We start from the raw sequence: 26,543 nt of genomic DNA, 5'->3' as shown, positions 1-26,543 counted from the left end.
GCCACCCTAGCTTACTTATCGGTTGGTAAGCTGCCCGCCATACTTACCGACCGTTAAGTAAGGGAGGACGACATGCGCGTTCTGATCTCGGGAGCCAGCATCGCCGGACCGGTGCTGGCCTACTGGCTGACCGAGTACGGATTCGACGTCACAGTGGTGGAGCGCGCGCCCACCCTGCGCAAGACCGGCGGCCACGCGATCGACCTGTTCCGTCCCGCGATGGAGATCTCCGAACGCATGGGACTGCTGACCACGATCGAGCGCTACGCCACCGGGACCGCGGTGCTCAACGCGCACCGGCCGTGGGCTGCGCGCCCGGCGCACATCGACAACCTCAAGCTGCTGAGCACCATCTCCGACCGGCACGTCGAGATCATGCGCGACGACCTCAGCGAAATTTATTACGACGCAACCAAAGACGACGTCGACTACCGGTTCGGAGACCAGCTCACGGCCATCGGCGACGACGGCTCCGTGACGTTCGCCCGCCAGCAGGCCGACCGGTTCGACGTGGTGGTCGGCGCCGACGGTCTGCACTCGGGGGTCCGCCGGATCGTGTTCGGCGAGGACGTCCCCCAGCGATTCCTCGGCGGCTATCTGTCGGTGGTGTCGGTGCCACGGTCGCTGGCCCGCGACGGCGAGATGACCGCCTACTTCGAATCCCACCGCGTCGCGCTGCTCTACACCGCCGACCATCTCGACGACGCGCGGGCGGTGTTCCTGTTCCGGCCGCGGCAGCCGCTGGACTTCGACCACCGCGACACCGCGCGGCAGCAGGCACAACTCCTCGATGCGCTGGGCGGGATGTCCGCCGAAGTGGACCGCTGGTTGCAGGAGGTCCACACCACGCAGGCGTTCTACTTCGATGCCATCACGCAGTTGGAGATGGCGACGTGGTCGCGGGGGCGGGTGACGCTCGTCGGCGACGCCGGCTACTGCCCGGGTCCTGCCGTCGGCGGCAGCACCAGCCTGGCGGTGTACGGCGCGTACGTCCTGGCGACCGAACTGGCGCGCGCCGACGGCGACCACACCAGAGCGTTCGCCGCCTACGAACGTTTCATGATGCCGTCGGTGATCAGCAGCCGATCACTGGCATGCACCAACGCTCGCACGATCGTGCCCGGAAACAACTGGGGTATCGCCGCTTTCGTCGGACTGGCCCGGCTGATCTCGATCCTCCCGAAGCGCGTGACGCAGTCCGTGGCGCGGCTCAACCGACGGGGCATCAGGCTCTACGAGACGATGCCGCTGCCGTAAAACACGGCGAGCGCTCACCGTTGTACGGCCGCGGGAACGTACAACAGTGAGCGCTCGGCCCGAAGAATTACGTCAGCGACGCCGGCGGGTTGAAGCGGTCGCCGTAGCGCTCGGCCAACTGCTTGGCCCGCGCGACGAACGCCTCCTTGCCCACACCCAGCTCGCCCTGGTAGCCGACGATGAACTGCGCCGAGCCACCGGTGTACGGCGGGAAGCCGATGCCCATGATCGAGCCGATGTTCGCGTCGGCGGTCGAGGTGAGCACGCCTTCGTCGAGGCACTTCTGCGTCTCGAGCGCCTCGGCGAACAGCATCCGATCGATCATGTCCTGCAACGGAATCTGCGCGCTGCCCGAGTTGAAGGTCTCCCGCAGGCCCGGCCACAGCCCGACCCGCTTGCCGTCGGCGTACTCGTAGAAGCCGGCGCCCTTGAGCCGCGACGGGCGGCCGATCTCGATCATCTTCTCGACGACCGCCTCGGCCGGGTGCGGCTCGTAGGTGCCGCCCGTCGACTCGACACCCTTGCGGGTGGCGACGGCGATCTTGTGCATGAGCTCGAGGTTGAGCTCGTCGGACAGCTGCAGCGGCGCCGCCGGGTAACCGGCCTGCGCGCCCGCCGCCTCGATCGACGCCGGTTCCACACCCTCGCCGAGCATCGCGAGCGCCTCGTTGACGAAGGTGCCGATCACGCGGCTGGTGAAGAAGCCGCGGCTGTCGTTCACCACGATCGGGGTCTTACCGATCGCCAGCGTGTAGTCGAACACCCGGGCCAGCGCCTCGTCAGAGGTCTTCTCGCCCTTGATGATCTCCACCAGCGGCATCTTGTCGACGGGGCTGAAGAAGTGGATCCCGATGAAGTCCTCCTGGCGCTTCACGCCGGTCGCCAGACCGGTGATCGGCAGCGTGGAGGTGTTGGAGCCCAGCAGCGCGTTCGGCTCGACGATGTCTTCGATCTCCTGGAAGACCTTGTGCTTGAGGTCCTGGTCCTCGAACACCGCCTCGATGACGAAGTCCACGCCCGCGAGGTCCTGCGGGTCACCGGTCGGCGTGATGCGATCGAGCAGCGCCTTGGACTTCTCCTCGGTGGTGCGCCCCCGCTCGAGCGCCTTGGCCTCGAGCTTCTCCGAGTAGCCCTTGCCCTTCTGCGCGGCCTCGAGCGACACGTCCTTGAGCACCACATCGAAGCCGGCCTTGGCCGACACGTACGCGATGCCGGCGCCCATCATGCCCGCGCCCAGCACGCCGATCTTGTTGATCTTCACCGGCTCGATGCCGTCGGGCCGGCTGGCGCCGCCGTTGATGGCCTGCAGGTCCAAGAAGAACGCCTGGATCATGTTCTTGGCCGTCTGGCCGGTGACCAGAGACGTGAAGTAGCGGCTCTCGATGCGGCTGGCGGTGTCGAAGTCGACCTGCGCACCCTCGACGGCCGCGTCGAGGATCGCACGCGGCGCCGGCATCGGCGCACCCTTGAGCTGCTTCTTCAGCAGCGCCGGGAACGACGGCAGGATGCTCGCCAAGCCAGGGCTGGTCGGGGTGCCGCCGGGCATCTTGTAGCCCTTGGCATCCCAAGGCTGGGTGTGCGAGTCGGGGTTGGCCTTGATCCATGCCTTGGCGGCGGGCACCAATTCCTCGATGCTGCCGACGAGTTCGTCGACCAATCCGGTGTCCTTGGCCTTGGCCGGCTTGAAGCGGGTGCCCTGCGAGAGGACCTCCATGAACGCCTTCTGGATGCCGAACATGCGCACCGTGCGGGTGACGCCGCCGCCACCGGGCAGCAGGCCCAGCGTGACCTCGGGCAGGCCGATGACGCTGCCCTTGACGTCGGCGGCGATGCGGTGGTGACACGCCAACGCGATCTCCAGGCCGCCGCCGAGCGCGGCGCCGTTGATGGCGGCCACCACCGGCTTGCCCAGCGTCTCGAGCTTGCGCAGGTCGGCCTTGATGCCCTCGACCTCTTCGAACGCCTCGGCGGCGTTGTCGGGGCCGACGGTCATCATGCCCTTGAGGTCACCGCCGGCGAAGAAGGTCTTCTTCGCGCTGGTGATCACGACGCCGGTGATCGAATCCTTCTCGGCGACAAGGCGTTCCACCGCGTTGTGCATGGATTCCTTGTAGTGCTCGTTCATCACGTTGGCCGAACCGGTCGGGTCGTCCAGCGTCAGGGTGACGATGCCGTCGGCATCCTTGTCCCACTGAATGGTGTTCTCGGTGCTCATTTGTCGATGACCTTTTCCTCTAAACGCGCTCGATGATGGTGGCCACGCCCATGCCGCCGCCGATGCACAGCGTGATCAGCGCACGCCGCGCGCCCCGACGCTCGAGCTCGTCGACCATGGTTCCGGTGATCATGGCGCCGGTGGCGCCCAGCGGGTGACCCATCGCGATGGCGCCACCGTTGACGTTGAGCTTCTCGTCGGGAATGTTCAGGTCCTTCTGGAACTTCAGCACCACCGACGCGAACGCCTCGTTCAGCTCGAACAGGTCGATGTCGTCGACCGTCAGGCCGGCGCGGTCGAGCACCTTCTTGGTCGCAGGCGTCGGGCCGGTCAGCATGATGACCGGGTCGGCACCGGAGGTGGCGGTCGCGACGATGCGCGCCCGCGGGGTCAGCCCCTGCGAGGTGCCGGCCTTCTCGGACCCGACCAGCACCAGCGCGGCGCCGTCGACGATGCCCGAACTGTTGCCGCCGGTGTGGACGTGGTTGATCTTCTCGACGTAGTGGTACTTCTGCAGCGCCACATCGTCGAAGCCACCCATCGCGCCGATGCCGTCGAACGCGGTCTTCAGCTTGCCCAGGCCTTCGAGCGTGGTGTCGGGGCGCATGTGCTCGTCGTGGTCCAGGATGACCAGACCGTTCTGGTCCTTCACGGGCACGACCGACTTGGCGAAGTAGCCGCCCGACCACGCCGCGGCCGCCTTCTCCTGGCTGCGCAGCGCGTAGCGGTCGACGTCGTCGCGGTCAAAGCCCTCGATGGTCGCGATCAGGTCGGCACCGATGCCCTGCGGGACGAAGCCGATGCGGTAGTTGGTCTCGGGGTCGCTGGCCCATGCGCCGCCGTCCGATCCCATCGGCACGCGGCTCATCGACTCGACGCCGCCGGCGAGCACCAGGTCGTCCCAGCCGGAGCGGACCTTCTGCGCCGCGGTGTTGACGGCCTCGAGGCCGGATGCGCAGAACCGGTTGAGCTGGAAGCCGCCGGTGGTCTCGGGCAGCTTGGCCACCAGCGCCGCGGTGCGGGCGATGTCGCCGCCCTGGTCGCCGACGGGTGACACGCAGCCGAGGATGACGTCGCTGATCAGCGTCTCGTCCAGGTCGGGGTAGCGGCTGCGAATCTCTTCGATCAGGCCGACGACCAGGTTGACCGGCTTGACCTCGTTGAGGGCGCCGTTCTTGTTCTTACCGCGAGGCGTGCGAATGGCCTCGTAGATGAAGGCTTCTTCGGACATGAAGATTTTTCCTGTTCAGGTGGGGTTACGGGAGACCTGTCCGCATGGACGGTCGTCCTCTGCCCGCAGCCTAGCAGCCTCCCCCAACCCGTTGGTTGGGCAGTCAGTTCGCGACTGCTCGCGAAGGGATGTCCGCCAGCGTCGGATAGTCGACGTAACCGGCGGGCCCCGAGGCGTAGAACGTCGCGGGGTCGGGCTCGTTGAGGTCGGCGCCCAGGATCAGCCGGTCGATGAGGTCGGGGTTGGCCAGGAACGCGCGCCCGACGGCCACCGCGCTGACCGCGCCCCACTCGGCGAAGCTCTCCAGCGCGCAGAAGTCCGTTTCGGCGACACCGAGCGCGTTGAGCACCAGCGTGTCCGGCCACAGCGCGCGGATGACCCCGAACGTCGGATCGGTCGGGGCGATCGACAGGTGCAGATAGGCGATGCCCAGCGGCGCGATCCGGTTCAGCAGCGCCTCGTACGCGCCGACCTCGTCGATCTCCGACATGCCGCCTGCGGTGTTTCCGGGTGAGATCCGCAGGCCGACGCGGCCGCCGCCGACCTCGTCGACGACCGCCTCGACGACCTCGGCGGTCAGCCGGGCGCGGTTGGCCGCCGAGCCGCCGTAGTGGTCGGTGCGCCGGTTCGCCACATCGGACAGGAACTGGTGCAGCAGGTAGCCGTTGGCCGAGTGGATCTCGACACCGTCCATGCCCGCGTCGATCGCCCGCCGGGCGGCGCGTCGGAAGTCGTCGACGATGGTCGCGATCTCGGGCGTGCGCAGCGCCCGCGGCACCGGCAGCGGCTTCGGGCCCTCGGGGGTGCGAGCGGCGAGATCCGCGGCGACGGCCGAGGGTGCGACGGGCACCCGCCCGCTGATGTCCGGGTGGCCCATCCGCCCGACATGCCACAGCTGCAGGAACATCCGGCCGCGCGCGGCGTGCACCGCGTCGGCGACGGCGCGCCACGCGTCCTGGTGGCGGTCGGTGTAGATGCCGGGGGTGTTCAGGTAGGCGCCGTTGGCGTCGGCCGAGACCGCGGTCGCCTCGGAGACGATGATCCCGGCCGCCGCCCGCTGCGCGTAGTAGCGCGCGGCCAGCTCCGACGGTGTCGCGTCGCGCTGGGCGCGTGAGCGGGTCAGCGGCGCCATGAAGATGCGGTTGGCGGCGAGGGTGTCACCCACCTGCACCGGCTTGAGCAATGACGCGTCGAGATCGAATCGGAAAGCCACGCCGCAGTCAGCGCCGCGGCGGCGCGGTTCATTCCCGCCGTCAGGCCGGCCGGCGCGTCTCGGCGACGTTCGGGTCGGCCAGCACGCGGCCCGACACCAGGCCCCACGACATCGCCGACGACACACAGGACGCCCGGTTGGTGGCGCCGAGTTTCACGGCGGCGTTCTCGACGTGGTGGCCGGCGGTGCGGGCGCTGATGAACAGTCGTGCCGCGATCTGATTGTTGGTCAAGCCGTAGGCGGCCAGCGTCAGCACATCGAGTTCGCGTGCGGTGATCCCGCACGGCAGTTCGGCCCTGCGCACCAGCATGAGGCCGTTGAGGCTGTCGCCCCGATACCGCGCCGGCGTCGAGATGTGCCGGACGTACAGCCAGGACGAGCCGTCGTGCCAGCGCGTCGCCTCCGGCCGCAGGTGCGCGCCCAATCCGTGTACAGCGCGCGCGATCTCGGCGATCAGTGTCTCCTCGAGCGCCGCGTCGAACTCGTCGCCCAACCGCAGCAGGTGGGCGCTGCCCGCGTCGTCGACCGCCCACGCCTGGGCGCCGGGTGCCAGCAGTTCGGCGACCATCCGCGGCCGCAGGCAGAAGTCGAGTTGTTCGGCCATCTGACGGCGCAGTGCGTTGATCTCGACGACGTCGTCGTCGGTGGGGTACCGCGGGTCGTCGCAGTTGACGTGGATGGTGCCCGCGTAGGTGCCGTCGGCGGTGACCAGTCGCGCCGAGAGGCCTTCGTCGAATCCGGCGGGGGTGAACACGCCGGTCACCGAGTAGGTGCTGCGGTAGTCGGGGAAGTCCCGCCACCGCAACGCACCCGAATCACGCCGACGCATCGAGTCGAACAACGGGTCGTGGCTGATGAACCAGGTGTTGAGGTGCGTCATCACGGGTTCCGGGTAGCCATGATTGGCGACGGTGACGTGGCGGCGCGCGATGGGATCCCACAGGCAGATCGCCGACGCCGACGACGGCGCACGGCCGGCCAGCACGTCGAGCATCTCGTGTGCGCGAGTCTCGATGCTGGCGGTACTTCCGAGCACCTGCGAGTATGTGCCTGTCATCTCCGATTCCCCGAATCTGGATATCTGTCGGGCCATCATCAGCAGCCCACGTTTCCAACATGTTTCGCCGCCGAGGCGGCCGTGCTAACAGCACCGGCAAATAGGAGATTCCTCCTATGGCGGGTCTCGGCGGGCGCTTCCTACGCTGACGGCACCGAAGCGGCGGCACAGCGTGGTGCCCGACACGAAGCACGACGGCAAAGGCACAGCACCATGTTTGGGTCTCTGAGGTTCCCCCGCGGCAGGATGACGGCAGCCACGGCTGCGCTACTGGCGATCACACTTCTCACCGCAGGCTGCGGCAGCAGGGCCGGCGACACCGAGTCGGCGAGCGGCCAGCAAGGCTGCGCCGACACCTCCGGCGACACGGTCAAGGTCGGGGCGATCAACTCCCTGTCCGGCGGCCTGGCGGTCAGCGAATCGGTGATCCGGGACGCGATCGTGCTGGCGGTCGAACAGGTCAACGCCGCGGGCGGGGTGCTCGGCAAACAGCTCACCCTGGTCGGCGAGGACGGCGCATCGGAGCCGACGGTGTTCGCTGAGAAGGCGCAGAAGCTGGTCCAATCCGATTGTGTCGCGGTTGTTTTCGGTGGATACACGTCGGCGAGCCGCAAGGCGATGCTGCCGGTGTTCGAGGACGCCAACGCCCTGCTCTACTACGGCCAGCAGTACGAGGGTCTCGAGGACTCGCCCAACATCTTCTACACCGGCGCCACCACTAACCAGCAGATCATCCCGGCCTTGGACTACCTCAAGGAGCAGGGCGTCACATCGCTCTACCTGGTCGGCAGCGATTACGTGTTCCCGCGCACCTCCAACGCGATCGTCAAGGCGTACGCACAGGCCAACGGCATCGAGATCAAAGGCGAGGACTACACCCCGCTGGGCAGCACCGACTTCTCGACGATCGTCAACAAGATCCGCAGCGCGGGCGCCGACGCGGTGTTCAACGTGGTGGTGGGTGACTCGCTGGTCGCGTTCTTCCGCGAGTACAAGAACTCCGGCCTGACGCCCGAACAGATGCCGGTGATGTCGATGTGTGTCGGTGAGGAGGAGGTCCGCAGCATCGGCGCCGCCACCCTGACCGGGCAACTGTCGTCGTGGAACTACTACCAGACCCTGGACTCCCCCGCGAACACGAAGTTCGTCGCCGACTTCAAGGCGCGGTTCGGCGCCGAGCGGGTGACATCGGATCCGATGGAGTCGGCATACGCGGCCGTGCTGTTGTGGAAAGCCAGTGTGGAGAAGGCGAATTCGTTCGGCGTGCCGGACATCCAAAAGGTCGCGGGCGGCGTCAGAGTCGACGCGCCCGAGGGCAAGGTCACGATCGACGGCGAGAATCACCACGTCACCAAGACGGCGCGGATCGGCCGGGTGGGTCCCGACGGGCTGATCTACCAGGTGTGGGCGTCCCCGCAGCCGATCGAGCCGGATCCGTACCTGCGCAGCTACCCGTGGGCGGCGGGGATCACGGGCTGACGTCATGCACCTGACTCCCAAAGACGAGGACCGACTGCTGCTGTTCCTGGCCGCCGAGTTGGCGCGCAAGCGCCGCTCGGCGGGCCTGGCGCTGACCTACGCGGAAGCCCGCGCCCTGATCGCCGACGAGGTGGCCGAGGCCGCCCGCGCGGGCGCGACGGTCGCCGACGCCGCCGCGCACGGCGCCACCGTGCTGACCGACGACGACGTCCTGCCCGGGGTGGCCACCCTGCTCGGTTCGGTGCAGGTCGAGGCGTTCTTCGAGGACGGGCAGAAGCTGGTCACGGTGCACGACGCCATCGGCCCGGGCAGCGGGACGACCGCCGAACCCGCCGTCGTCCCCGGCGAGATCCGGCCCTGCGACGGCGACCTCGAACTCAACGCCGGACGCCCGACCGTGACCGTCACCGTCGACAACACCGGTGACCGCCCGATCCAGGTGGGTTCGCACTTCCACTTCTTCGAGGTCAACCGGGCGTTGCGGTTCGACCGGGCCGCCTGCTTCGGGATGCGGCTGGACATCCCGTCCGGCACCGCGGTGCGGTTCGAACCCGGTGAGGCACAGGAGGTCTCATTGACGCGCTATGGCGGTGAGCAGATCGTGGTCGGCCAGAACGACGTCACCAACGGCGCGACGGCCGGCGCCGCGACCGATGCACTGATGGAGCGCATGCACGCGTCGGGCTTCCTCGACTCCGGGCGGGGTGTCTGATGGCACACCGCATCTCTCGACGGCACTACGCCGAGCTGTACGGCCCGACCACCGGTGACCGGGTCCGGCTGGCCGACACCGAACTGCTGGCCAAAGTCGAACACGACGCGACCGTCTACGGCGACGAGTCGGTGTTCGGCGGCGGCAAGACCATGCGTGAGGGGATGGCCGTGCACGGCGACGTCACCAACGGCGACGGCGCACTGGACTTCGTCATCACCAACGCGCTGATCGTCGACGCGGTGCTCGGTATCCGCAAGGCCGACATCGGCATTCGCGACGGGCGCATCGCGGGCATCGGCAAGTCGGGCAACCCGCGCACCATGGACGGCGTCGACCCCGGCATGGTGATCGGCGCGGGCACCGACATCCGATCCGGGGAGGGCATGATCGCCACCGCGGGCGCCATCGACGTGCACGTGCACTTCGACAGTGCCGGACTGGTCGAGGAGGCGATCTCCAGCGGGGTCACCACGATGATCGGCGGCGGGCTGGGCCCGGTCACCGTGGGCATCACCTCGTCGGGCCCGAACAATCTGGCGCGGATGCTGCGCGCCGCCGAGGCGTTCCCGATGAACTTCGGGTTCATCGCCAACGGCAGCGCCTCGAGCACCGCACCGCTGATCGAGCAGGGACTGGCGGGGGCCATCGGCTTCAAGATCCACGAGGACTGGGGCGCCACCCCGGCCGCGATCCGGGCCTCGCTCGACGCCGGTGACGAACTCGACCTGCAGGTGCAGATCCACACCGACACCCTCAACGAGTCCGGCTTCTTCGAGGACACCATGGCCGCCATCGGCGGGCGGGCGATCCACACGTATCACGCCGAGGGCGCCGGCGGCGGCCACGCACCCGACATCATGCGGGTGGTGGGCGAACCGTACTGCCTGCCGTCGTCCACCAACCCGACGAACCCGTACACGCTCAACACCTTCGACGAACACCTCGACATGGTGATGGTGTGCCACCACCTCAACCCGCGCATCCCCGAGGACGTCGCGTTCGCCGAGTCGCGGATCCGGCGTGAGACCATCGCCGCCGAGGATGTGCTGCACGACCTGGGCGCGATCTCGGCGATGGGCTCGGACTCCCAGGGCATGGGCCGGATCGGGGAAACCATCGCGCGCACATGGCAACTGGCGTCCCACATGCGGGCGACTCGCGGTGCGCTGCCCGCCGACGAGGGCACCGGCGCCGACAACGCGCGCATCCTGCGCTACATCGCGAAGCTCACGGTCAACCCGGCGCGGCTGTTCGGCATCGACCACGAGGTCGGCTCGCTGGAGCCCGGCAAGCTGGCCGACATCGTGCTGTGGGAGCCGAAGTTCTTCGGCATCCGGCCGGAAGTGGTGTTCAAGGGCGGATTCCCGGCGTGGTCGGTGATGGGTGAGGCGAACGCGTCGCTGATGACGTGTGAACCGCTGCGCTACCGCCCGCAGTGGGCGGCGTACGGGCGCGCCCCGGCCGACGTGTCGGTGAACTTCGTGGCGGCCGGGGCTGTCGACGCCGGCCTGGGTGACCGGCTCGGTCTGCAGACCCGCCTGGTCGGCTGTCGCGGCGCGCGGTCGCTGACGAAGGCGGACCTGCTGCACAACGACTACCTGCCGGACATCACCATCGAACCGGACACCTACCGGGTGACCGTCGACGGGCAGCCGTGTGTGAGCACACCGATGACCCGGGTGCCGCTGGGTCGTCGGTACACACTCAAATAGCGAGGCGGACAGCATGACTGAAGTAGTGCGCATCGGCATCGGCGGTCCTGTGGGGTCGGGCAAGACGCGGTTGGTCGAGAACCTGGTCCCGCAGCTGCACCGGCTCGGGTTCAGCGTCGCCGTGATCACCAACGACCTGGTGACCGACGAGGACGCCCAACGCGTGCGGCGCAGTGGTGTCATCGATCCGGACCGGGTACTTGCCGTGGAGACCGGCGCCTGCCCACACACCGCGATCCGGGAGGACCCGTCGGCGAATCTGGCTGCCGTCGCACGTCTTTGCCGCCGGTTCCCGGACCTACAGGTGATCCTGATCGAGTCCGGTGGCGACAACCTCGCGGCCACTTTCACCTCGGATCTGGTCGACTACTGGGTGTTCGTCATCGACACCGCCGCCGGCGACGACATACCGCGCAAGAACGGCATCGGGCTGCTGCAGGCGGATCTGCTGGTGGTCAACAAGATCGACCTCGCGCCGTTGGTCGGCGCCGACCTCGAGATGATGCGCCGCGACTGTGCGGCCGCGCGGCCGGTGAAGCCGACGGTGTTCACCGATCTGAGGTCCGGGCAGGGATTGGACGAACTGACACGGCAACTCGTCGACGCCGCGATGCTGACCCCGAGCCCGCAGTGACCGCACCGACCATCCGGCCGGGCGAGCTCGCCGTCGACGTCGTCGCCGACGCGACGGGCCGCACCCGGACAACGTCACTGCGCCAACGCTATCCGCAGCGCGTGACCGTGCCGCTGCGCTCGGCAACCGATCATCCCGGCGCGGCGACGCTGTGCGTGCAGAGCCCGAGCGGCGGCGCGTTTTCCGACGACGATCTGCACACCGCGGTACGGTGCGGACCGGGCAGCCATCTGCACCTCACCACCCAGGCCGCCACGCAGGTGTTCGCCGGCGACGGCCCGGGGGCCCGGCATCGCGCCGAGTTCAGCGTCGCCGCGGGGGCGGTGCTGGAGTACAACCCGCAGACGGTGATCCCGCACGCGGGTTCGACCTACCGCCAGCGAGTCGACATCGACCTCGCGTGCGGCGGCGTCTATCTCGGTTGGGAGGCTGTCGCCGCGGGCCGCATCGCGCACGGCGAGCGCTTCACCTACTGCTGCTACGACAGCGCGTTCACGGTGCGGGTCGACGGCCGCGTGGTGGCCCGCGACCGCCAGGTCGTCCGGCCCGGCGCCGCGACCGGCGGCGGCTGCCTTCTGGACGGTGACTATCTGGGCACCTTTGTCGCGGTGGCCCCGGGCTCTGACACAGAGCTGCTGCTCGACGGTCTGCGCTCGGTGCTCGACACCGCCGAGGGCTGTCGCGGCGGCGCGGGCCGACTGCCCGCCGAGGCGGGTGTGTTCATCCGGCTGACGGCGCAGACCGCACCGGAGCTGCACCGGACCCGCCACGCCCTGTTCGAGTTCGCGCGGTCCGTCCTGGTGCCGGCGTCCCACGGTGATTCGGAGGTCAGTGCGTGATGTTGGCCTGTTTCGTGCTCGGTGACATCGACGAGAACCGGTTCGCCGGCCGGCGACGCCACCACGTCGACATCGGCTGGGGCGACGCCGCCAAACACCGGCAGCTGGTCACGGCCGACACGGGGATCGAGGTGCGGATCATGTTGCCGCGCGGCACCTTTCTGCGACACGGCGCGGTGCTGGCCGACGACGGTGAGCAGGTGGTGGTGGTGCGGCGACCGCAGGAGCCGGCGATCTCGGTCCGGTTCGACGACAACAGCGGTCCCGCCGGTGCGCGCCGGATGCTGTTGCTCGGCTACCTGCTGGGAAACCAGCACGCGCCGATCGACGTCGGCGAGGACGCGCTCGCGGCGCCGCTGTTCACCAGCGCCGAGGCTGCCAGGTCGATGATGGCCGACCTCCACATCCACGGCGACGTCGCGCCCGTCTCGATGGCCGCCGACGGCTGGACCCGCACCTCAGCAGACGCCCATGCCGGCCACCACCACTGACCCGGCGGTCGCGCTCGCGCTGTGGATGCAGTTGCACGACAGCGCCTTTCCGGCCGGACGGATGGTGCACAGCCACGGCTTCGAGGAGTGGCTGTCCGAACGTCCCGAGGCCGGGCCCGCGCAGATCGCGGCCGCGGTGACCGAGTACCTGGCCCACTCCTACGCCCCGCTGGACGCCACGATCACCGCGGCGGCGTGGCGCGCCGCGCCGTCACCGGAGGTGCTGTGCACCCTCGACGAGCTGACCGCGTCCTACAAGCTGTTCGACAACGCCCGCATCGCCTCGGAGTCCTCCGGCAGGCAGCTGGCGTCGGCCGCGCGGCACAGCGGGCTGGCGCCGGGGCTGGCCTTCCTCGACGCGGTGCTCGACGGTGCGACGCCGGGCCACTGCGCCGTCGTGGACGGCGCGCTGCAGGCGGTCATCGGGGTGGCGCTGCGCACCGCCGTGCTCGGGTCGCTGCGCTCGATGATGGCGTCGCTGCTCAGCGTCGCCGTGCGCCTCGGCCGCCTCGGCCCCCTGCACAGCCAGCGCGTGCAGGTCGGCGCGGCGGCCGACATCGCCGCGTTGGCCGACCAGGTCTGGGGGCGCGGCATCGACGACCTCCACAGCACCGCACCTGCGCTCGAGATCAGCGGCATGCGGCACGAGACCCGCACCGCCCGCCTGTTCACCACCTGACTTGGCGCCACTACTAGGCTCGACCGGGTGACGGTTCGACGGTTGCAGCCGTACGCGATCAACATCTTCGCGCAGATGTCGGCGCTGGCCGCCCGTGTCGGCGCCGTCAACCTCGGCCAGGGGTTCCCCGACGAGGACGGGCCGCCGCAGATGCTCAAGATCGCCGAGGAGGCGATCGCCGACGGCGTCAACCAGTACCCGCCCGGCCCCGGCATCGCACCGCTGCGCGAGGCGATCGCCGCCCAGCGCCTGCGGCACTACGGCACGGTATACGACCCCGAGACCGAGGTGCTGGTGACCGTCGGCGCGTCCGAGGCGATCGCGGCCGCGGTGATCGGTCTGGTCGAGCCCGGCTCCGAGGTGCTGCTGATCGATCCCGCGTTCGACACCTACGCCCCCGTCATCGCGATGGCGGGCTGCCGGCGCCGGTCGGTGCCGCTGATGCCCGACGGCGGCGGCTTCCGCATCGACGTGGACGCGCTGCGCGCCGCGGTCACACCGGAGACCAGGGCGCTGATCCTCAATTCGCCGCACAACCCGACCGGCATGGTCGCCACCGACGCCGAACTGCGCGCGGTGGCCGAACTCGCCGTCGAGGCCGACCTGCTGGTCATCACCGACGAGGTCTACGAGCACCTGGTGTACTCGGACTTCCCCGGCGGGGGGCACCTGCCGCTGGTCGGCTATCCCGGCATGCGCGACCGCACGGTCACCATCTCCGGCGCCGCCAAGACGTTCAATGTGACCGGCTGGAAGATCGGGTGGGCCTGCGGCACAGCGGATCTGATCGCCGGTGTGCGGGCGGCCAAGCAGTACATGTCCTATGTCGGCGGGGCGCCGTTCCAGCCCGCGGTGGCGCACGCGCTCAACACCGAGGACGCCTGGGTGGCCGGGCTGCGCGACTCGCTGCAGGCCAAGCGGGACCGGCTCGGCGCTGCGCTGACCGAGCTCGGGTTCGAGGTGCACGACAGTTTCGGCACCTACTTCCTGTGTGCCGATCCGCGGCCGCTCGGTTTCGACGACAGCGCGGCGTTCTGCGCGGACCTCCCGCACACGGCCGGCGTGGCCGCGATCCCGATGTCGGCGTTCTGCGATCCGGGCGCCGAGCACGCCGACATGTGGAACCACTTGGTGCGCTTCGCGTTCTGCAAGCGCAACGAGACGCTCGACGAGGCGATCCGGCGATTGGCCGCGCTGCGCCGGTGAGCGCGATCTGTGACGATGGTCGAGTGTCGGACCCCGAACCGGATTTCACGTGGCTGCCCGACCTCGCGCTGCGCTCGCTGGGCGGCGCGGTGATCTGGGCCAACGACGAGACGTTCGCCGAGAAGGAGAACCTGATCAACCCGGGACCGGCCGGGTACCGGGCCGCCACGTTCGGACACAAGGGCCAGGTCTACGACGGCTGGGAGACCCGCCGCCGCCGCGAACCCGGACACGATCAGGCGGTGGTGCGGTTGGGGGTGCCCGGGCTGATCCGCGGCGTGGTGGTCGACACCGCGTGGTTCAAGGGCAACTTCCCGCCGGAGGTGTCGGTCGAGGCCATCGCGGTCGACGGATATCCGCCCGCGGAGCAGATCGCCGCCGACCCCGGTTGGCAGACAATCGTCGAACGCGCGAAGGTATACGGCGACACCCGCAACCCGTTCGAGGTGCATTCCGAAACCCGTTGGACCCATGTGCGGTTGACCATGTACCCCGACGGCGGGGTGGCCCGGCTGCGGGTGCACGGCGAGGGCATGCCCGACCGGCGCCAGCTGGGTTTCGGCCCAGTCGACCTGGCCGCGCTCGAGAACGGCGGCCTGGTGCTGGACTGTTCGAACCGGTTCTACAGCTCACCGCAGAACATCATCTTCCCCGGCCTGGCGCAGGTGATGGGCGACGGCTGGGAGACCGCGCGGCGCCGTGACGACGGCAACGACTGGGTACTCCTGCGGCTCGCGGGTCCCGGCCGGATCCGGATGGCCGAGATCGACACCTCGTACTTCATCGGTAACAGCCCCGGTGCGGCCTCGCTGACCGGGATGCGCGCCGACGGGACCCACGTGCCGCTGCTGCCGCGCACCGACCTGCTGCCTGACACCCGGCACCGGTTCCCGCTGGGCGCAACCGATGTCATCGACCGCGTGCGGCTCGACATCTTTCCCGACGGCGGCCTCGCGCGGCTGCGGCTCTTCGGCGAGCTGGCGTGACCTCATACCCGCGCGACATGGTGGGCTACGGCCGCACCCCGCCGGACCCGAAGTGGCCGGGCGGGTCGGTGATCGCGGTGCAGTTCGTGCTCAATTACGAAGAGGGCGCCGAGAATTCGGTGCTCGACGGCGACCCGGCCTCGGAGACGTTCCTGTCGGAGATCACCCTCGCCGAGGCGTTTCCCGACCGCCACATGAGCATGGAGTCGCTCTACGAATATGGTTCGCGGGCCGGCCTGTGGCGGCTGCTTCGGATCTTCGAGCGACGCGGCATCCCGCTGACGATCTTCGCTGTGGCCAGGGCGATGCAACGCAACCCGGAAGCCGTCGCGGCGTTCGCCGAACTCGGCCACGAGATCGCCTGTCACGGACTGCGGTGGAAGTCCTACCAGTCCATCGACCGTGACACCGAACGCGGCCACATGGCCGAGGCGGTGCGCATCCTGACCGAGTTGACCGGCGCCGCACCGCGCGGCTGGTACACCGGCCGTGACTCACCCAACACCCGCGAACTCGTCGTCGAGCAAGGCGGATTCGTCTACGACGCGGACTCCTACGCCGACGACCTGCCGTACTGGGTGCGCGTGCACGACACCGACCACCTGGTCGTGCCCTACACGCTGGACACCAACGACATGCGGTTCGCCTCGGCCGCGGGGTTCGCCACCGGCGAGGAGTTCTTCGCCCACCTGCGCGACGCCTTCGACGTGCTGTACCGCGAAGGGCGAGAAGGCAACCCGAAGATGCTGTCGATCGGCCTGCACTGCCGGCTGGCGGGCCGCCCGGCGCGCAGCGCGGCGCTCGAACGGTTCTGCGACCACGTGCTGTCCCACGACGGGGTGTGGCTCGCGCAGCGCATCGAGATCGCCGAGCACTGGCGCACGCATCACCCGCCGGTCAGGTAGTCCTTCGGCAGCGGCGCGGCGAACTCGCCGCGCTTGGAGGTGCCTAATCCCATCGCGACCAGCGACCGCACCGTGAGCGTCGCCGCGGTGACGCCGTCGACGACCGGCACACCCAGTTCGGCCGATATCGGCGCGCACATCGACGCCATTCCCGCGCACCCGAGGACCACCACGTCGGAACCGTCGGACTCGACGGCCTCCCGGCACGCCTCGGTGACGATCTTGCGCGCGTCTGGGTCGGTGTCCAGGTCGAGCACCGGGATGTCGCAGGCGTGGACCCCGCGGCAGAACCGCTGCATCCCATAGTGGTTGGCGAGGTCCTCGGCGCGCCCGATGGTCCGCGCCAACGTGGTGACGACGCTGAACCCGCGCCCGAGGTGGCTCGCGGTGTGCATCGCGGCCTCGGCGATGCCGATCACCGGGCCGGCCGCCGCCTCGCGTGCGGCGTCCAGACCCGGGTCACCGAAGCACGCGATGACATAGCCGTCCACCCCCTCGCGTTCACCACGCTCGATCGCGCGCAGCACACCGGGCACCGAAAGCGCCTCGTCGTAATGGCTCTCGATCGAAGCGGGCCCGATCTCGGAGGTGACGCCGGTGACCACCGTGCCCGGGGCGACGACGGCCCGAGCGGAGCGCTCGATCGCGGCCGTCATCGCCTCGGTGGTGTTCGGGTTGATGACCCAGATCCGCGTCACGGCAGGGCAGGCACCGCGAAGCGGCCGCGGGTGGCCATCGCCCAGTACGCGGCGAACCCGAGCCCGCACCCGATAAACCAGCTGTACTGCGCGGCGGTGTGCATGCCGACCACCGAACCGCCCAGCAGCACCGGGACCACCGCCACCACGGCGCCGATCACGGTCGCGATGACCGCAGCCGGGTTGTAACCCTTGGTGTACCAGTAGGTTCCGTCCTCATCGAGGGTGAACATGTCGTCGACGACCACCTTCTGCTTGTGCACCAGGTAGTAGTGGGCGATCAGCACACCGAACAGCGGGCCGATGAACGCGCCGAGGGTCTCCAGCGTGTAGTGGATGACCTCCGGGTTGTTGTACAGGTTCCACGGCGTGATCAGCACCGACCCGACGGCCGCGATCATGCCGCCGGCACGCCAGCTGATGCGCTGCGGGCTGACGTTGGAGAAGTCGAACGCCGGCGAGATGAAGTTCGCGACGATGTTGATGCCGATGGTCGCGATGGTGAACGTCAACGCGCCCAGTACGATCGCGAACGTCGAGTCGATGCGCGCCACGGTTTCGACCGGGTCGGTGAGCAGCTCGCCGAACACCGGCACCGTCAGCGACGCCGTCACCACGACCAGGATGGAGAACAGCAGGAAGTTGACCGGAAGACCGAGGAAGTTCCCGCGCTTGACGGCCGCGAACGACTTGCCGTAGCGGGAGAAGTCGCCGAAGTTGAGCATCGGCCCGGAGAAGTACGAGACCACCAGCGCGATCGCGCCGAGCATCACCGGGATCGACGACAGGCCGGTGTAGGTGACGTCGCCGAGGTTGAGATCGATTGCGCCCCAGCCGGCCTGATAGATCAGGTATCCGCACAGCAGGAACATCACGACGTAGACCGCGGGTCCGCAGAAGTCGATGAACTTGCGGATGGACTCCATGCCGCGCCAGAACACGCAGGCCTGCAGGATCCACAGCAGGATGAAGCTGCCCCAGCCGAGCAGCGACAGCCCGGCGAAGCCGTACTGCTCCACCTCCGCGTAGGGCATGAGCCCCGGGAACAGCTTGAGCAGCACCACGTCCAGCGCCGCCGAGGCCAGGTAGGTCTGGATGCCGTACCACGCCACCGCGATCAGGCCGCGGATGATGGCCGGGATGTTCGCTCCGAGCACGCCGAACACGCTGCGGCAGATCACCGGGTAGGGCACGCCGGTGGCCTGGCTGGGTTTGGCCACCAGATTGCAGAACACGTTGACGATGATGATGCCGATCAGCAGGGCGACGAGCACCTGCCAACTGGCCAGGCCGAGCGCGAACAGGCTGCCGGCGGTGACGTACCCGCCGACGCTGTGCACGTCGGACATCCAGAACGCGAAGATGTTGTACGACGACCAGGTCTGCTTTCGCAGCGGGGCCAGGTCCTCGTTGGTGAGGCGGAGGTCGTATCCGGGTTTGATGACGCCGCTGCCGATGGGATGGCCGGCGGCTTCGACGATGTCGCCGGCAGCGATGATGGTGCCGGGCGGGAGGTCAGTCCTGCCTGCGGTTTCGAGGTTGGTCATGGCGCGGACGCTAACCGCGCTGTGTTGCGTCGCTATTTCCGGTGAACTACCCGGCTATTGCGCAGAAGATATATCCGTCGGCATCAACAGACCGGTGTCGGTGGGCAGGGTTGAGATGACCGAATTGAGCCGCTGCGCGTGCGCCTCCGCCGCGGTCAGCAGGCCCTCGACGTCGCCGGCGAGGAACACCCCGACCATTTCGCAGTGGTCGGCGTGCAACGCCGCCCGGTCGTCGCCTGACACGTGCACCATCGATTGCACGGGTTCGGTGACGTTCCAAGCGGATTCGAGCATGTGCAGCAGCCGGTGCATCCGTGAGGGCCGCGTCAGGGCGAGGTGGAAGCCGCGGCTCTGGCGGTGATAGGCGCTGGGGTCGTCCTCGCGGATCGCGTGCTGCAGGGCCTCGTTGGCGGCGACGATCGCGGCCCGGTCCCCGTCGGTCGCGTTGGCGACCGCCGCGGCCAGCGCGGCCGACTCCAGGGTCTCGCGCACGATGTACATCTCGCGCAGCTCCAGCGGCGTCAACTGCGCGACGGTGTAGCCGAAATTGCTGCGGTGGGTCACCAGCCCTTCCCCGATCAGCGTCTTGAGCGCTTCGCGCACCGGGATCTGGCTGACCCCGAACAGGTCGGCCACCTCGGCCAGCGGGATCGGGGTGCCGGGCAAGACGGCGCCGTCGAGCAGCACCCGCCTCAGCTCGTCGAGGATGGCCTGCTGCGGGCGGCCGGGCGCCTCGACCACCAAACGCGCCAACAGCGGCGAACGGCGTCGCGACGGCATCCCGCTACGGTAGGCACCTCATGTTGCGTCGATGTTGCGCGCGACCTCCCAAAGCGCCTCGAGGTCACCGGGTTCGGTGCGCAGCGGATTGAGCACCACATCGGTGGCCCCGGCGTCGAGATAATCGCGCATCCGCTCCACCACCGCCTCGGTCGAGCCGATCGCCGCGAGTTCGGTGGCCGACTGTACGCCCTCGCGCGCGAGCACCTTTCGGTACGACGGGATCGTCTCGTAGAACGCCAGCTTCTGGTCTGACACCGCACGGGCGGCGTCGACGTCGTCCAGCACGAGGGCGGGTGCGGCGGCGATGATGCGCGGCGCAGGACGGCCGGCCTGCTCGGCGGCAGCCGTGATCGTCGGCACGATGAACTCCTTGAGGGTGCGCGGTCCGGCGAGGTAAGGCATTGTGCCGTCAGCGAGTTCACCGGTGACCTGCAGCGCCTTGGGCCCCATCGCGGCGACGTACACCGGTATCGGGGTACCGCCGGCGACGGTCACCGGCCAGATCGAGACCGCGCTGACCTCCTCGCCGTGGAAGTCGACGGCCCCGTCGTCGAGGATCGACCGCAGCACGGTCAGATGCTCCCTGAGGCGTTGGACGGTGTTCGGCCACGCCTGACCGAACGCCTCGGTTTCCACCGCGTGCGCGCCGAGTCCGAGCCCGAGGCTGAAGTTGCCGTGTGCGGCGGCCTGCGCGGTCTGCGCCTGCGACGCGATGAGCAACGGGTGGCGGGGGTTGATCGGCACCACCGACGTGCCGACGCCGAGGCCGGGGACGGCGGCTCCGATGTGCCCGGCGAGACCGATCGCGTCCTGCGCCAGCTGCTGGGCCAGCCAGATCTGGCGCACGCCAACGTCATAGGCGGCGCGCGCCTTGTCGATGACGTCGTCGACGACGTTGGTGGCGTTCGGGCTGGGGAAGAGAAAAACTCCGGTCGGCATGCAGCGTGCAACCGGAGCGCGAGCGGATCCTATTCCGCGCTAATCGGGCTGAGCGGAAGACTGGTCGTCGGTCATCACCCGTCGACGCAGGTTCTCGGTCGCCACGTCGAGCACCATCCTCTTCGCCCGGCGCAGCAGGAATTCGGGGATCGGGGCGGCCAGGTCGATCACGATGTCGAACCGCACCCGGGTGCGGTCCTCGCCGATGGCGGTCAGGTTGTACTCGCCGTGCTGGCCGCGCTGCTGCAGCGTCGCCTTGGCGTCCCACACCACCCAGTCGTCGCCCCAGTGGTACTCGAGGACTTCCTTGTCGGTGACGCCCATGATCTTGAACGTCGCCTTGACGTGGTGGGGCCGGCCGTCGGGATGGCGGTCGAGCACCTCGGCGGACTTGTGCACGGGCGACCACGTCGGGACCGCGTCGATGTCGGCGAGCGCGTCGAGAATGACGTCTTTGGGCGCCTCGAAAACCACTTCCCGCGATGCCTGAACCGCCATGCGGCAAATCCTAGCCAAGTCGCCAGCCTGATGTATAGGCCTTTCCAGCTAATTATTGGTCCCAGTCAATATCGGCGATCGGCGTGGTGTGCTGCGGCGGCGAGCCGACCGGGCCGGCCGGTGTGCGCGAGAACCGCGGCGCCGGCGCGGCCTGATCGGCGCCGTCGGCCTGCACCAGCGTCGACCGTGCGCGCAGGTGGTCGTTGTGCGCCGCCTCGCTCCACGTCAGCACCGGGGTGACACACGCGTCGGTGCCCGCGAAGATCGCGGACCACTCGTCGCGGGTTTTGCTTGCGAACCGCTCGGCGAACACGGCGTGCATCTGCGGGTACGCCGCCTTGTCGAGTTGATGCGGCAGTTCGGCCGGATCGAGTCCGAGGCCGTCGAGCAGTTGCGCGTAGAACTGCGGCTCGATCGCGCCGACGGCCATGTACCTGCCGTCGGCGGTTTCGTAAGTGCGGTAGAACGGTGCGCCGCCGTCGAGCATGAACGACTCGCGTTCGTCGCTCAGCGTGCCGGTCGCCTTCATCGTCCACGCCATCTGCGCCAGCACCGAGACACCGTCGACCATCGCCGCGTCGATCACCTGCCCCAGCCCGGAGCGCTCGCGTTCGTACAGTGCGGACACGATGCCGAGCAGCACGAACATCGACCCGCCGCCGAAGTCGGCGACCAGGTTCAGCGGCGCGACCGGCGGCCGGTCGCGGTATCCGATCGCCGACAGCGCGCCGGTCTGGGAGAGGTAGTTGATGTCGTGGCCGGCGGTCTGCGCCAGCGGGCCGTGCTGACCCCAGCCGGTGATCCGCGCGTAGATGAGCCGCGGATTGACCGCCGCGCATTCGTCGGGCCCGATGCCGAGGCGTTCGCAGGTGCCCGGCCGGAACGCGTCGATCAACACGTCGGCCTTGGCGGCCAGGTTCAGCAGCGCGCCCGGGTCCTGCTTGACGTCGAGGTCGACGACGCGTTTGCCGCGGTGCAGCAGGTCGACGTTCTCGGCCGGGATCTGCAACCCGCCGGGCCTGCGCACGCGCACCACGTCGGCGCCGAGATCGGCCAGCACCATCGCGGCGTGCGGTCCCGGACCGATGCCGCCGAGTTCGATGACTTTCACGCCCGCAAGAGGTCCGCTGTGCGTCACGGGCGGTCACGTTACTCGGAGGCGCGTTTCGTCGAGCTCGTCAATATTGGCGTTTCGGTCCGTGCCCGCCGGTGGCTGGTCCTACCCTGGGCGCATCGGAGGCACGTGGGTGCCGTCCGGATCGGCGGTAAAACAGTGACGTCGACGGCAGCGGTGTGCAGGTCGTGCGGCACGGGTCTGCGGCACGGCGCCAAGTTCTGCGACGAGTGCGGTGCGCGAGCCGCGGCCCCGTGTGGCCTCCCGGAGTACAAACAGGTGACGGTGCTGTTCGCCGACGTGGTGCGCTCGATGGACCTCGCGGCCGCGGTTGACGGCGAGCGCCTGCGCGAGATCATGACCGAACTGGTCGAGCGGTCCGCACAGGCGGCGCGCCGCTACGGCGGCACCGTCGAGTACAACGGCGACGGTGTGATGGCGCTGTTCGGTGCCCCGATCGCGTTGGAGGACCACGCTTTTCGCGCTTGCCTGAGCGCGCTGGAGATCCAGCGCGAGGCCAAGCGACTGGCCGCCGCCGTCAAGGACCGCGACGGCGTCGACCTGCTCGTGCGGGTGGGCGTGAACTCCGGGCGGGTGATCGCCGGAGACATCGGGTCGGGGTCGCTCGGCTATGTCGCGACCGGCGAAACGGTCGGATTCGCGAAGCGAATCGAGTCGGCGGCGCCTCCGGGAGGCGTGCTGCTCTCGGAGACGACCGCGCGACTCGTCGCTCACCTCGCGTCGCTCACCGATCCGGAATTCGTCCGCGTCAAGGGGTCCGATCTCCCCGTGCGTGCGCAGCGACTGCGCTCGGTCCACGGCCGTGATGTCATGACCGATCGCGTCGAAGCCAGCCTGGTCGGGCGGCGCGGGGAGATGGCCACTCTTGACGGTCTCATCGGCGGCACCATCCGCGGTCGCGGCGGCGTCGTGAGCCTGTCCGGATCCGCGGGTGTCGGCAAGAGCCGGGTGGCCCGCGAGGCCGCCGCGCTGGCCAGCGCCCGTGGCATCGAGGTGCACTGGACGTTCTGCGAGTCGCACGCCCAGGACGTCCCGTTCCACGCGGTGACCCGATTACTGCGGGCGGGCGCCGGAGTGGTTGACCTCGACGGCCAGGCGGCCCGCGCCCGCATCCGTGAGCAGTATCCGGAGTCCGACCCGCTGGACCTGCTGCTGCTCGACGACCTGCTGGGTATCGCCGACCCCGATCTGTCGTCGCCGCAGATCGATCCCGACGCGCGCCGCCGACGGCTCACCGCGCTGATCAACACTGCCTCGTTGTCACGTAAAGAACCGGCGCTGTTCATCGTCGAGGACGCGCACTGGATCGATCCGGCCAGCGAGTCACTGCTCGGCGATTTCCTCACCGTGGTCCCGCAGACGCCACAGCTGGTGTTGATCACGTTTCGTCCTGAATACGTCGGCGCCCTCTCCCGGGTGCCGGGCGCGCATGCCATTGCGCTTGCGCCGCTGCATGATTCGGAGACCGCCATGTTGCTCGGCGAGTTGGTGGGGGGTGACCCGTCGGCGGCGCGGCTGGCGACGGTCATCACCGAACGCGCCTCGGGGAACCCGTTCTTCGCCGAGGAGATGGTGCGCGAGATGGTGCAGCGCGGTGTGCTGCAGGGCGCGCACGGCGAATACGTCTGCGAGGTCGACGTTGCCGACGTCTGTGTGCCGGCCACGGTGCAGGCCGCGATCAAGGCGCGCATCGACCGGTTGAGTGCATCTTCCCGCAGGACATTGAGTGCGGCTTCGATTCTCGGCGCCAGGTTCGGGGCGGATCTGCTCGCCGCACTGCAGCCCGATGCGGTGGTCGACGAACTGCTGGCTGCGGAGCTCATCGACCGAGTGCGGTGTCCGCGCGGCGCTGAGTACACCTTCCGTCATCCGCTGATCCGCGCGGTGGCCTACGAGTCACAGCTCAGAACCGATCGCGCCGCTCTGCATCGGCGCGTCGCGGTGGCCATCGAGGAACGCTTCCCGGCGTCGGCCGACGACAACGCCGCCTTGATCGCAGAACACCTCGAGGCGGCTTACGACCTGCCCGCGGCATACCGGTGGCACATGCGTGCCGCGGCGTGGGCGACGGACCGCGACATCACCTCGGCGCGGCAGAGCTGGGAACGCGCGCGGGTGATCGCGGACGCCCTGCCGGCCGACGAGCCGAACCGGCGGGCGATGCAGATCGCCCCCCGCACCATGTTGTGCGGCATCGCCTGGCGCCTGCACGCGAACGTGGCCGACGAGCACATCGACGAGTTGCGCGACCTGTGCGCCGCCGCCGGGGACACGGCGTCGCTGGCGATCGGGATGGCGGGGCTGGCGATAGATCGAGCGTTTCAGGGCCGGATCCGCGACGCATCGCGGTTGGCATCCGAAGCCTGGGGCCTGATCGACTCGCTCCGCGACCCGACGTTGACGGTGGGGCTGTCGTTCCCGCTCATCTATCCGAAGGGGCACGGCGGCGAGTGGCGCGACGTGCTGCAGTGGTCGCAGCGGGCCATCGACTCGGCCGACGGTGACCCGTCTGCAGGCGACCTCCTTTTCGGGTCGCCGCTCGCGGTCGCCTACACGACCCGCGGTTTCGCGCGGTATTGCCTGGGCCGTCCCGGATGGTCCGACGACCTGCGCCGGGGCCTGGCGATGGCCCGCGAGACCGGGTCGTTCTCCTACGCCACCGTGGTGGCCTACGTGTACTTCCCCGGCATACCTCTCGGTGTCCTGGCGGCCCACGATCGAGCGGTGCGCGAGATCGAGGATGCCCTGCGCATCGCCGAGCGATCCGGTGACGACATGGCGGTGGCCTTCGACCGCGTGATCTTGGGACTGGCCCTGGCACATCGGGATTCAGAAGCGGAGCGCGACCGCGGACTCAGGTTGTTGACCGAAGTTCGTGACGTCCTCGAACATGAGAGCCACAACCTGAGCGAGCTGCGGCTGGTCAACGTGTATCTGGCACGGGAGCAGGCTCGGCACGGCGATCGCGATCAGGCGATCGTGCAGATCCGTGCTGCCCTCGACCAACTGGTGTGCGAGGGCCAGCTGTTGTCGTGGGGCATCCCGGCGACGGCCGTTCTGGTGGAGACCCTCCTGGACCGCGGCGGTGACGGTGACGTGTGCGAGGCGGAGGTCGCGCTGGAGCGGCTCGCAGCCGTACCGGTTCTCGACGGGCTGGCGATCCGTGACGTCTGGCTGCTGAGGTCACGGGCGCTGTTGGCTCGGGCGCAGGGCGATCGGGCGACCTATCGCGAACTGGCTTGTGGGTACCGCAGGACGGCAGAGCGTTTCGGCTACGAGGGCCACCTCCGATGGGCCGCCGCGATGCTCGCCGACACCGAAGGCAGCGGCACGATCGAGCGCCGGCCCGTCCCCTCTGCAGGCCGGCGCTGACCGTCGTCTCACTCGGAAGGCGCGTCGTTGCCGGGTGATTCGTCACCGGCGGTGTCGGTCGGGCCTGCGGGGCTGTGATCGTCATCAGCATCGTCGGCGTCGTCCACGGACTCTGTGGCCAACCCGCCGTTGTCACCGGTCACTTCTTCCTCGCCGGTCTGCGTCGTCGTCGGATCGTCGACGTCTTCGAGCGCGTCCTCCTCCACGGGCAAGTCCTCCTCGACGGGCAAGTCGTCCTCGGTTGCGTCGGCGACGGTCACGCCCGCCGACTTGCCCTCGATGGCCTCGGGGAGGTCAGGGCCTGCCTGCTGGAAAGTCTCGAACCGTTCTGTCCGACTGTGTATTTCGTTCGATACGCCCACCGGTGGACCCGAGGTATCCGGCACGGTTTCATCGGGCAGAGCGACCGTTGGCTCCTCCTCGACCGGCAGATCCGCCGTGACCGCCGCCGCAGCGGCGACTCCCACCGGGGCGAGTTCGATGAGAAAACTCCGGATGATGCCACCGATGAAGTTGACGATCGCGCACGGCGGGCACGCCAGGACGACAAGCGCGATGATCGGTCCGAACAAGATGATCGGCCCGAGGATCGGCGCGATGAACGGATTGCGCAGCAGTGGTCCGAGCAAGGTGCCGATCACGTTGCCCGGTGTGGGCAGTGCGAGCGCGGCTGCCGCCGCGGAAGGCGCGGCGTCGAGGCGCTGCACCGGGCCGGTACCGGGCTGGTTCTGCGTCGGCACACCCGCTGCCCGAGCCGCGACTGCGCGCGGGTCGGCGTCGACGAACCGCTGCAACGCCGCAATCACCGCCGTCGGTGAGAACGTCATCGCCGTCGGCTGCACCGCGCGAGGGGCCGCCCGTTCGGCCGTGAGTTCCGGAGGCGCGACCACCAGTGCGAGCACGAGTACGCCGGCGCCGAGCGTCGCGACGACGCTTCTCGTTCTGGACATGT

The 26,543-nt window shown here is 69.0% G+C and carries 23 protein-coding genes; 12 read left to right on the top strand and 11 right to left on the bottom strand.

Annotated elements, in window-relative coordinates:
- Nucleotides 1-72: 72 nt before the first annotated feature.
- Entirely contained in the window at nt 73-1,257 is a 1,185-nt protein-coding gene (locus BLW81_RS11410; protein WP_083407266.1) for an FAD-dependent monooxygenase, read from the top strand.
- Between the two features lie 67 nt (nt 1,258-1,324).
- Here BLW81_RS11410 and BLW81_RS11405 read toward each other — a convergent pair whose 3' ends face one another.
- The 4 genes from BLW81_RS11405 to BLW81_RS11390 all read right to left on the bottom strand — a co-directional run bounded on the left by BLW81_RS11405 (nt 1,325) and on the right by BLW81_RS11390 (nt 6,973).
- Nucleotides 1,325-3,472, bottom strand: a complete 2,148-nt coding sequence (locus tag BLW81_RS11405; RefSeq protein WP_083407265.1) for a 3-hydroxyacyl-CoA dehydrogenase NAD-binding domain-containing protein — start codon at nt 3,470-3,472, stop codon at nt 1,325-1,327.
- 19 nt (nt 3,473-3,491) lie between these two features.
- Nucleotides 3,492-4,703, bottom strand: a complete 1,212-nt coding sequence (locus tag BLW81_RS11400; RefSeq protein ID WP_083407264.1) for an acetyl-CoA C-acetyltransferase — start codon at nt 4,701-4,703, stop codon at nt 3,492-3,494.
- 103 nt (nt 4,704-4,806) lie between these two features.
- The gene (locus BLW81_RS11395) at nt 4,807-5,916 is read right to left on the bottom strand and encodes an oxidoreductase (RefSeq protein WP_083407263.1); all 1,110 of its coding nucleotides are present in this window, start codon (nt 5,914-5,916) and stop codon (nt 4,807-4,809) included.
- A gap of 40 nt (nt 5,917-5,956) precedes the next feature.
- Nucleotides 5,957-6,973, bottom strand: a complete 1,017-nt coding sequence (locus BLW81_RS11390) for a helix-turn-helix transcriptional regulator (protein WP_083407262.1) — start codon at nt 6,971-6,973, stop codon at nt 5,957-5,959.
- A gap of 246 nt (nt 6,974-7,219) precedes the next feature.
- Between BLW81_RS11390 and urtA the strand changes: the two genes are divergently transcribed.
- Genes urtA through puuE form a run of 10 tightly spaced genes read left to right on the top strand, consistent with a single transcriptional unit; the run spans nt 7,220 to nt 16,619 of the window.
- A complete protein-coding gene (urtA, locus tag BLW81_RS11385) occupies nt 7,220-8,452 on the top strand; it encodes an urea ABC transporter substrate-binding protein (protein WP_157897662.1) in 1,233 nt (410 codons plus the stop codon).
- 4 nt (nt 8,453-8,456) lie between these two features.
- Nucleotides 8,457-9,164: an urease subunit beta gene (locus tag BLW81_RS11380; RefSeq protein WP_083407260.1), complete on the top strand. Its 708-nt coding sequence runs from the start codon at nt 8,457-8,459 to the stop codon at nt 9,162-9,164.
- Entirely contained in the window at nt 9,164-10,879 is a 1,716-nt protein-coding gene (gene ureC / locus BLW81_RS11375) for an urease subunit alpha (RefSeq protein ID WP_083407259.1), read from the top strand. Before BLW81_RS11380 ends, ureC begins: the two co-directional genes overlap by 1 nt.
- A 13-nt stretch (nt 10,880-10,892) precedes the next feature.
- Complete coding sequence (gene ureG / locus BLW81_RS11370; protein ID WP_083407258.1) at nt 10,893-11,513, top strand: urease accessory protein UreG; 621 nt, start codon at nt 10,893-10,895, stop codon at nt 11,511-11,513.
- Nucleotides 11,510-12,352 carry an urease accessory protein UreD gene (locus tag BLW81_RS11365; protein WP_083407257.1) on the top strand — a complete coding sequence of 281 codons (843 nt, stop codon included), beginning with the start codon at nt 11,510-11,512 and terminating at the stop codon, nt 12,350-12,352. The genes ureG and BLW81_RS11365 overlap by 4 nt, the downstream gene beginning before the upstream one ends.
- Nucleotides 12,352-12,843: an urease accessory protein UreE gene (locus BLW81_RS11360; RefSeq protein WP_083407256.1), complete on the top strand. Its 492-nt coding sequence runs from the start codon at nt 12,352-12,354 to the stop codon at nt 12,841-12,843. Before BLW81_RS11365 ends, BLW81_RS11360 begins: the two co-directional genes overlap by 1 nt.
- Nucleotides 12,824-13,522, top strand: a complete 699-nt coding sequence (locus tag BLW81_RS11355; RefSeq protein WP_083407255.1) for an urease accessory protein UreF — start codon at nt 12,824-12,826, stop codon at nt 13,520-13,522. Before BLW81_RS11360 ends, BLW81_RS11355 begins: the two co-directional genes overlap by 20 nt.
- A gap of 27 nt (nt 13,523-13,549) precedes the next feature.
- Complete coding sequence (locus BLW81_RS11350; protein WP_083407254.1) at nt 13,550-14,728, top strand: pyridoxal phosphate-dependent aminotransferase; 1,179 nt, start codon at nt 13,550-13,552, stop codon at nt 14,726-14,728.
- Nucleotides 14,729-14,751: 23 nt separating this feature from the next.
- Nucleotides 14,752-15,714, top strand: a complete 963-nt coding sequence (gene alc, locus BLW81_RS11345) for an allantoicase (protein WP_083410470.1) — start codon at nt 14,752-14,754, stop codon at nt 15,712-15,714.
- On the top strand, nt 15,711-16,619 hold the full coding sequence (puuE, locus tag BLW81_RS11340) for an allantoinase PuuE (protein ID WP_083407253.1): 909 nt from the start codon (nt 15,711-15,713) through the stop codon (nt 16,617-16,619). The genes alc and puuE overlap by 4 nt, the downstream gene beginning before the upstream one ends.
- Here puuE and BLW81_RS11335 read toward each other — a convergent pair.
- From BLW81_RS11335 to BLW81_RS11310, 6 genes are read right to left on the bottom strand one after another with little or no spacing between them, the layout of a single operon-like run.
- Nucleotides 16,601-17,317: an aspartate/glutamate racemase family protein gene (locus tag BLW81_RS11335; RefSeq protein WP_083407252.1), complete on the bottom strand. Its 717-nt coding sequence runs from the start codon at nt 17,315-17,317 to the stop codon at nt 16,601-16,603. The genes puuE and BLW81_RS11335 overlap by 19 nt on opposite strands.
- The gene (locus tag BLW81_RS11330; protein ID WP_083407251.1) at nt 17,314-18,864 is read right to left on the bottom strand and encodes an NCS1 family nucleobase:cation symporter-1; all 1,551 of its coding nucleotides are present in this window, start codon (nt 18,862-18,864) and stop codon (nt 17,314-17,316) included. Before BLW81_RS11330 ends, BLW81_RS11335 begins: the two co-directional genes overlap by 4 nt.
- A gap of 54 nt (nt 18,865-18,918) precedes the next feature.
- Nucleotides 18,919-19,644, bottom strand: a complete 726-nt coding sequence (locus tag BLW81_RS11325) for a GntR family transcriptional regulator (protein WP_083407250.1) — start codon at nt 19,642-19,644, stop codon at nt 18,919-18,921.
- A gap of 18 nt (nt 19,645-19,662) precedes the next feature.
- Entirely contained in the window at nt 19,663-20,586 is a 924-nt protein-coding gene (locus BLW81_RS11320) for a TIGR03564 family F420-dependent LLM class oxidoreductase (protein WP_083407249.1), read from the bottom strand.
- 39 nt (nt 20,587-20,625) lie between these two features.
- Nucleotides 20,626-21,084: an SRPBCC family protein gene (locus tag BLW81_RS11315; protein ID WP_083407248.1), complete on the bottom strand. Its 459-nt coding sequence runs from the start codon at nt 21,082-21,084 to the stop codon at nt 20,626-20,628.
- A gap of 52 nt (nt 21,085-21,136) precedes the next feature.
- Nucleotides 21,137-22,222 (bottom strand): CaiB/BaiF CoA transferase family protein, encoded by a 1,086-nt coding sequence (locus tag BLW81_RS11310; RefSeq protein WP_157897661.1) that lies wholly within the window; start codon nt 22,220-22,222, stop codon nt 21,137-21,139.
- A 135-nt stretch (nt 22,223-22,357) separates the two neighbouring features.
- Here BLW81_RS11310 and BLW81_RS11305 point away from each other — a divergent pair, with 135 nt between their 5' ends.
- Nucleotides 22,358-25,591, top strand: coding sequence for an AAA family ATPase (locus BLW81_RS11305; protein ID WP_083407246.1), 3,234 nt, complete (start codon nt 22,358-22,360; stop codon nt 25,589-25,591).
- A gap of 8 nt (nt 25,592-25,599) precedes the next feature.
- Here BLW81_RS11305 and BLW81_RS11300 read toward each other — a convergent pair whose 3' ends face one another.
- Nucleotides 25,600-26,541 carry a hypothetical protein gene (locus BLW81_RS11300; protein WP_083407245.1) on the bottom strand — a complete coding sequence of 314 codons (942 nt, stop codon included), beginning with the start codon at nt 26,539-26,541 and terminating at the stop codon, nt 25,600-25,602.
- Between the last annotated feature and the right edge of the window lie 2 nt (nt 26,542-26,543).

The organism is Mycolicibacterium rutilum, assembly GCF_900108565.1.
Taxonomy (GTDB): Bacteria; Actinomycetota; Actinomycetes; order Mycobacteriales; family Mycobacteriaceae; genus Mycobacterium; species Mycobacterium rutilum.
The sequence above is the reverse complement of the archived record's forward strand: the minus strand, read 5'-3'. Positions and strand labels throughout refer to the sequence as shown.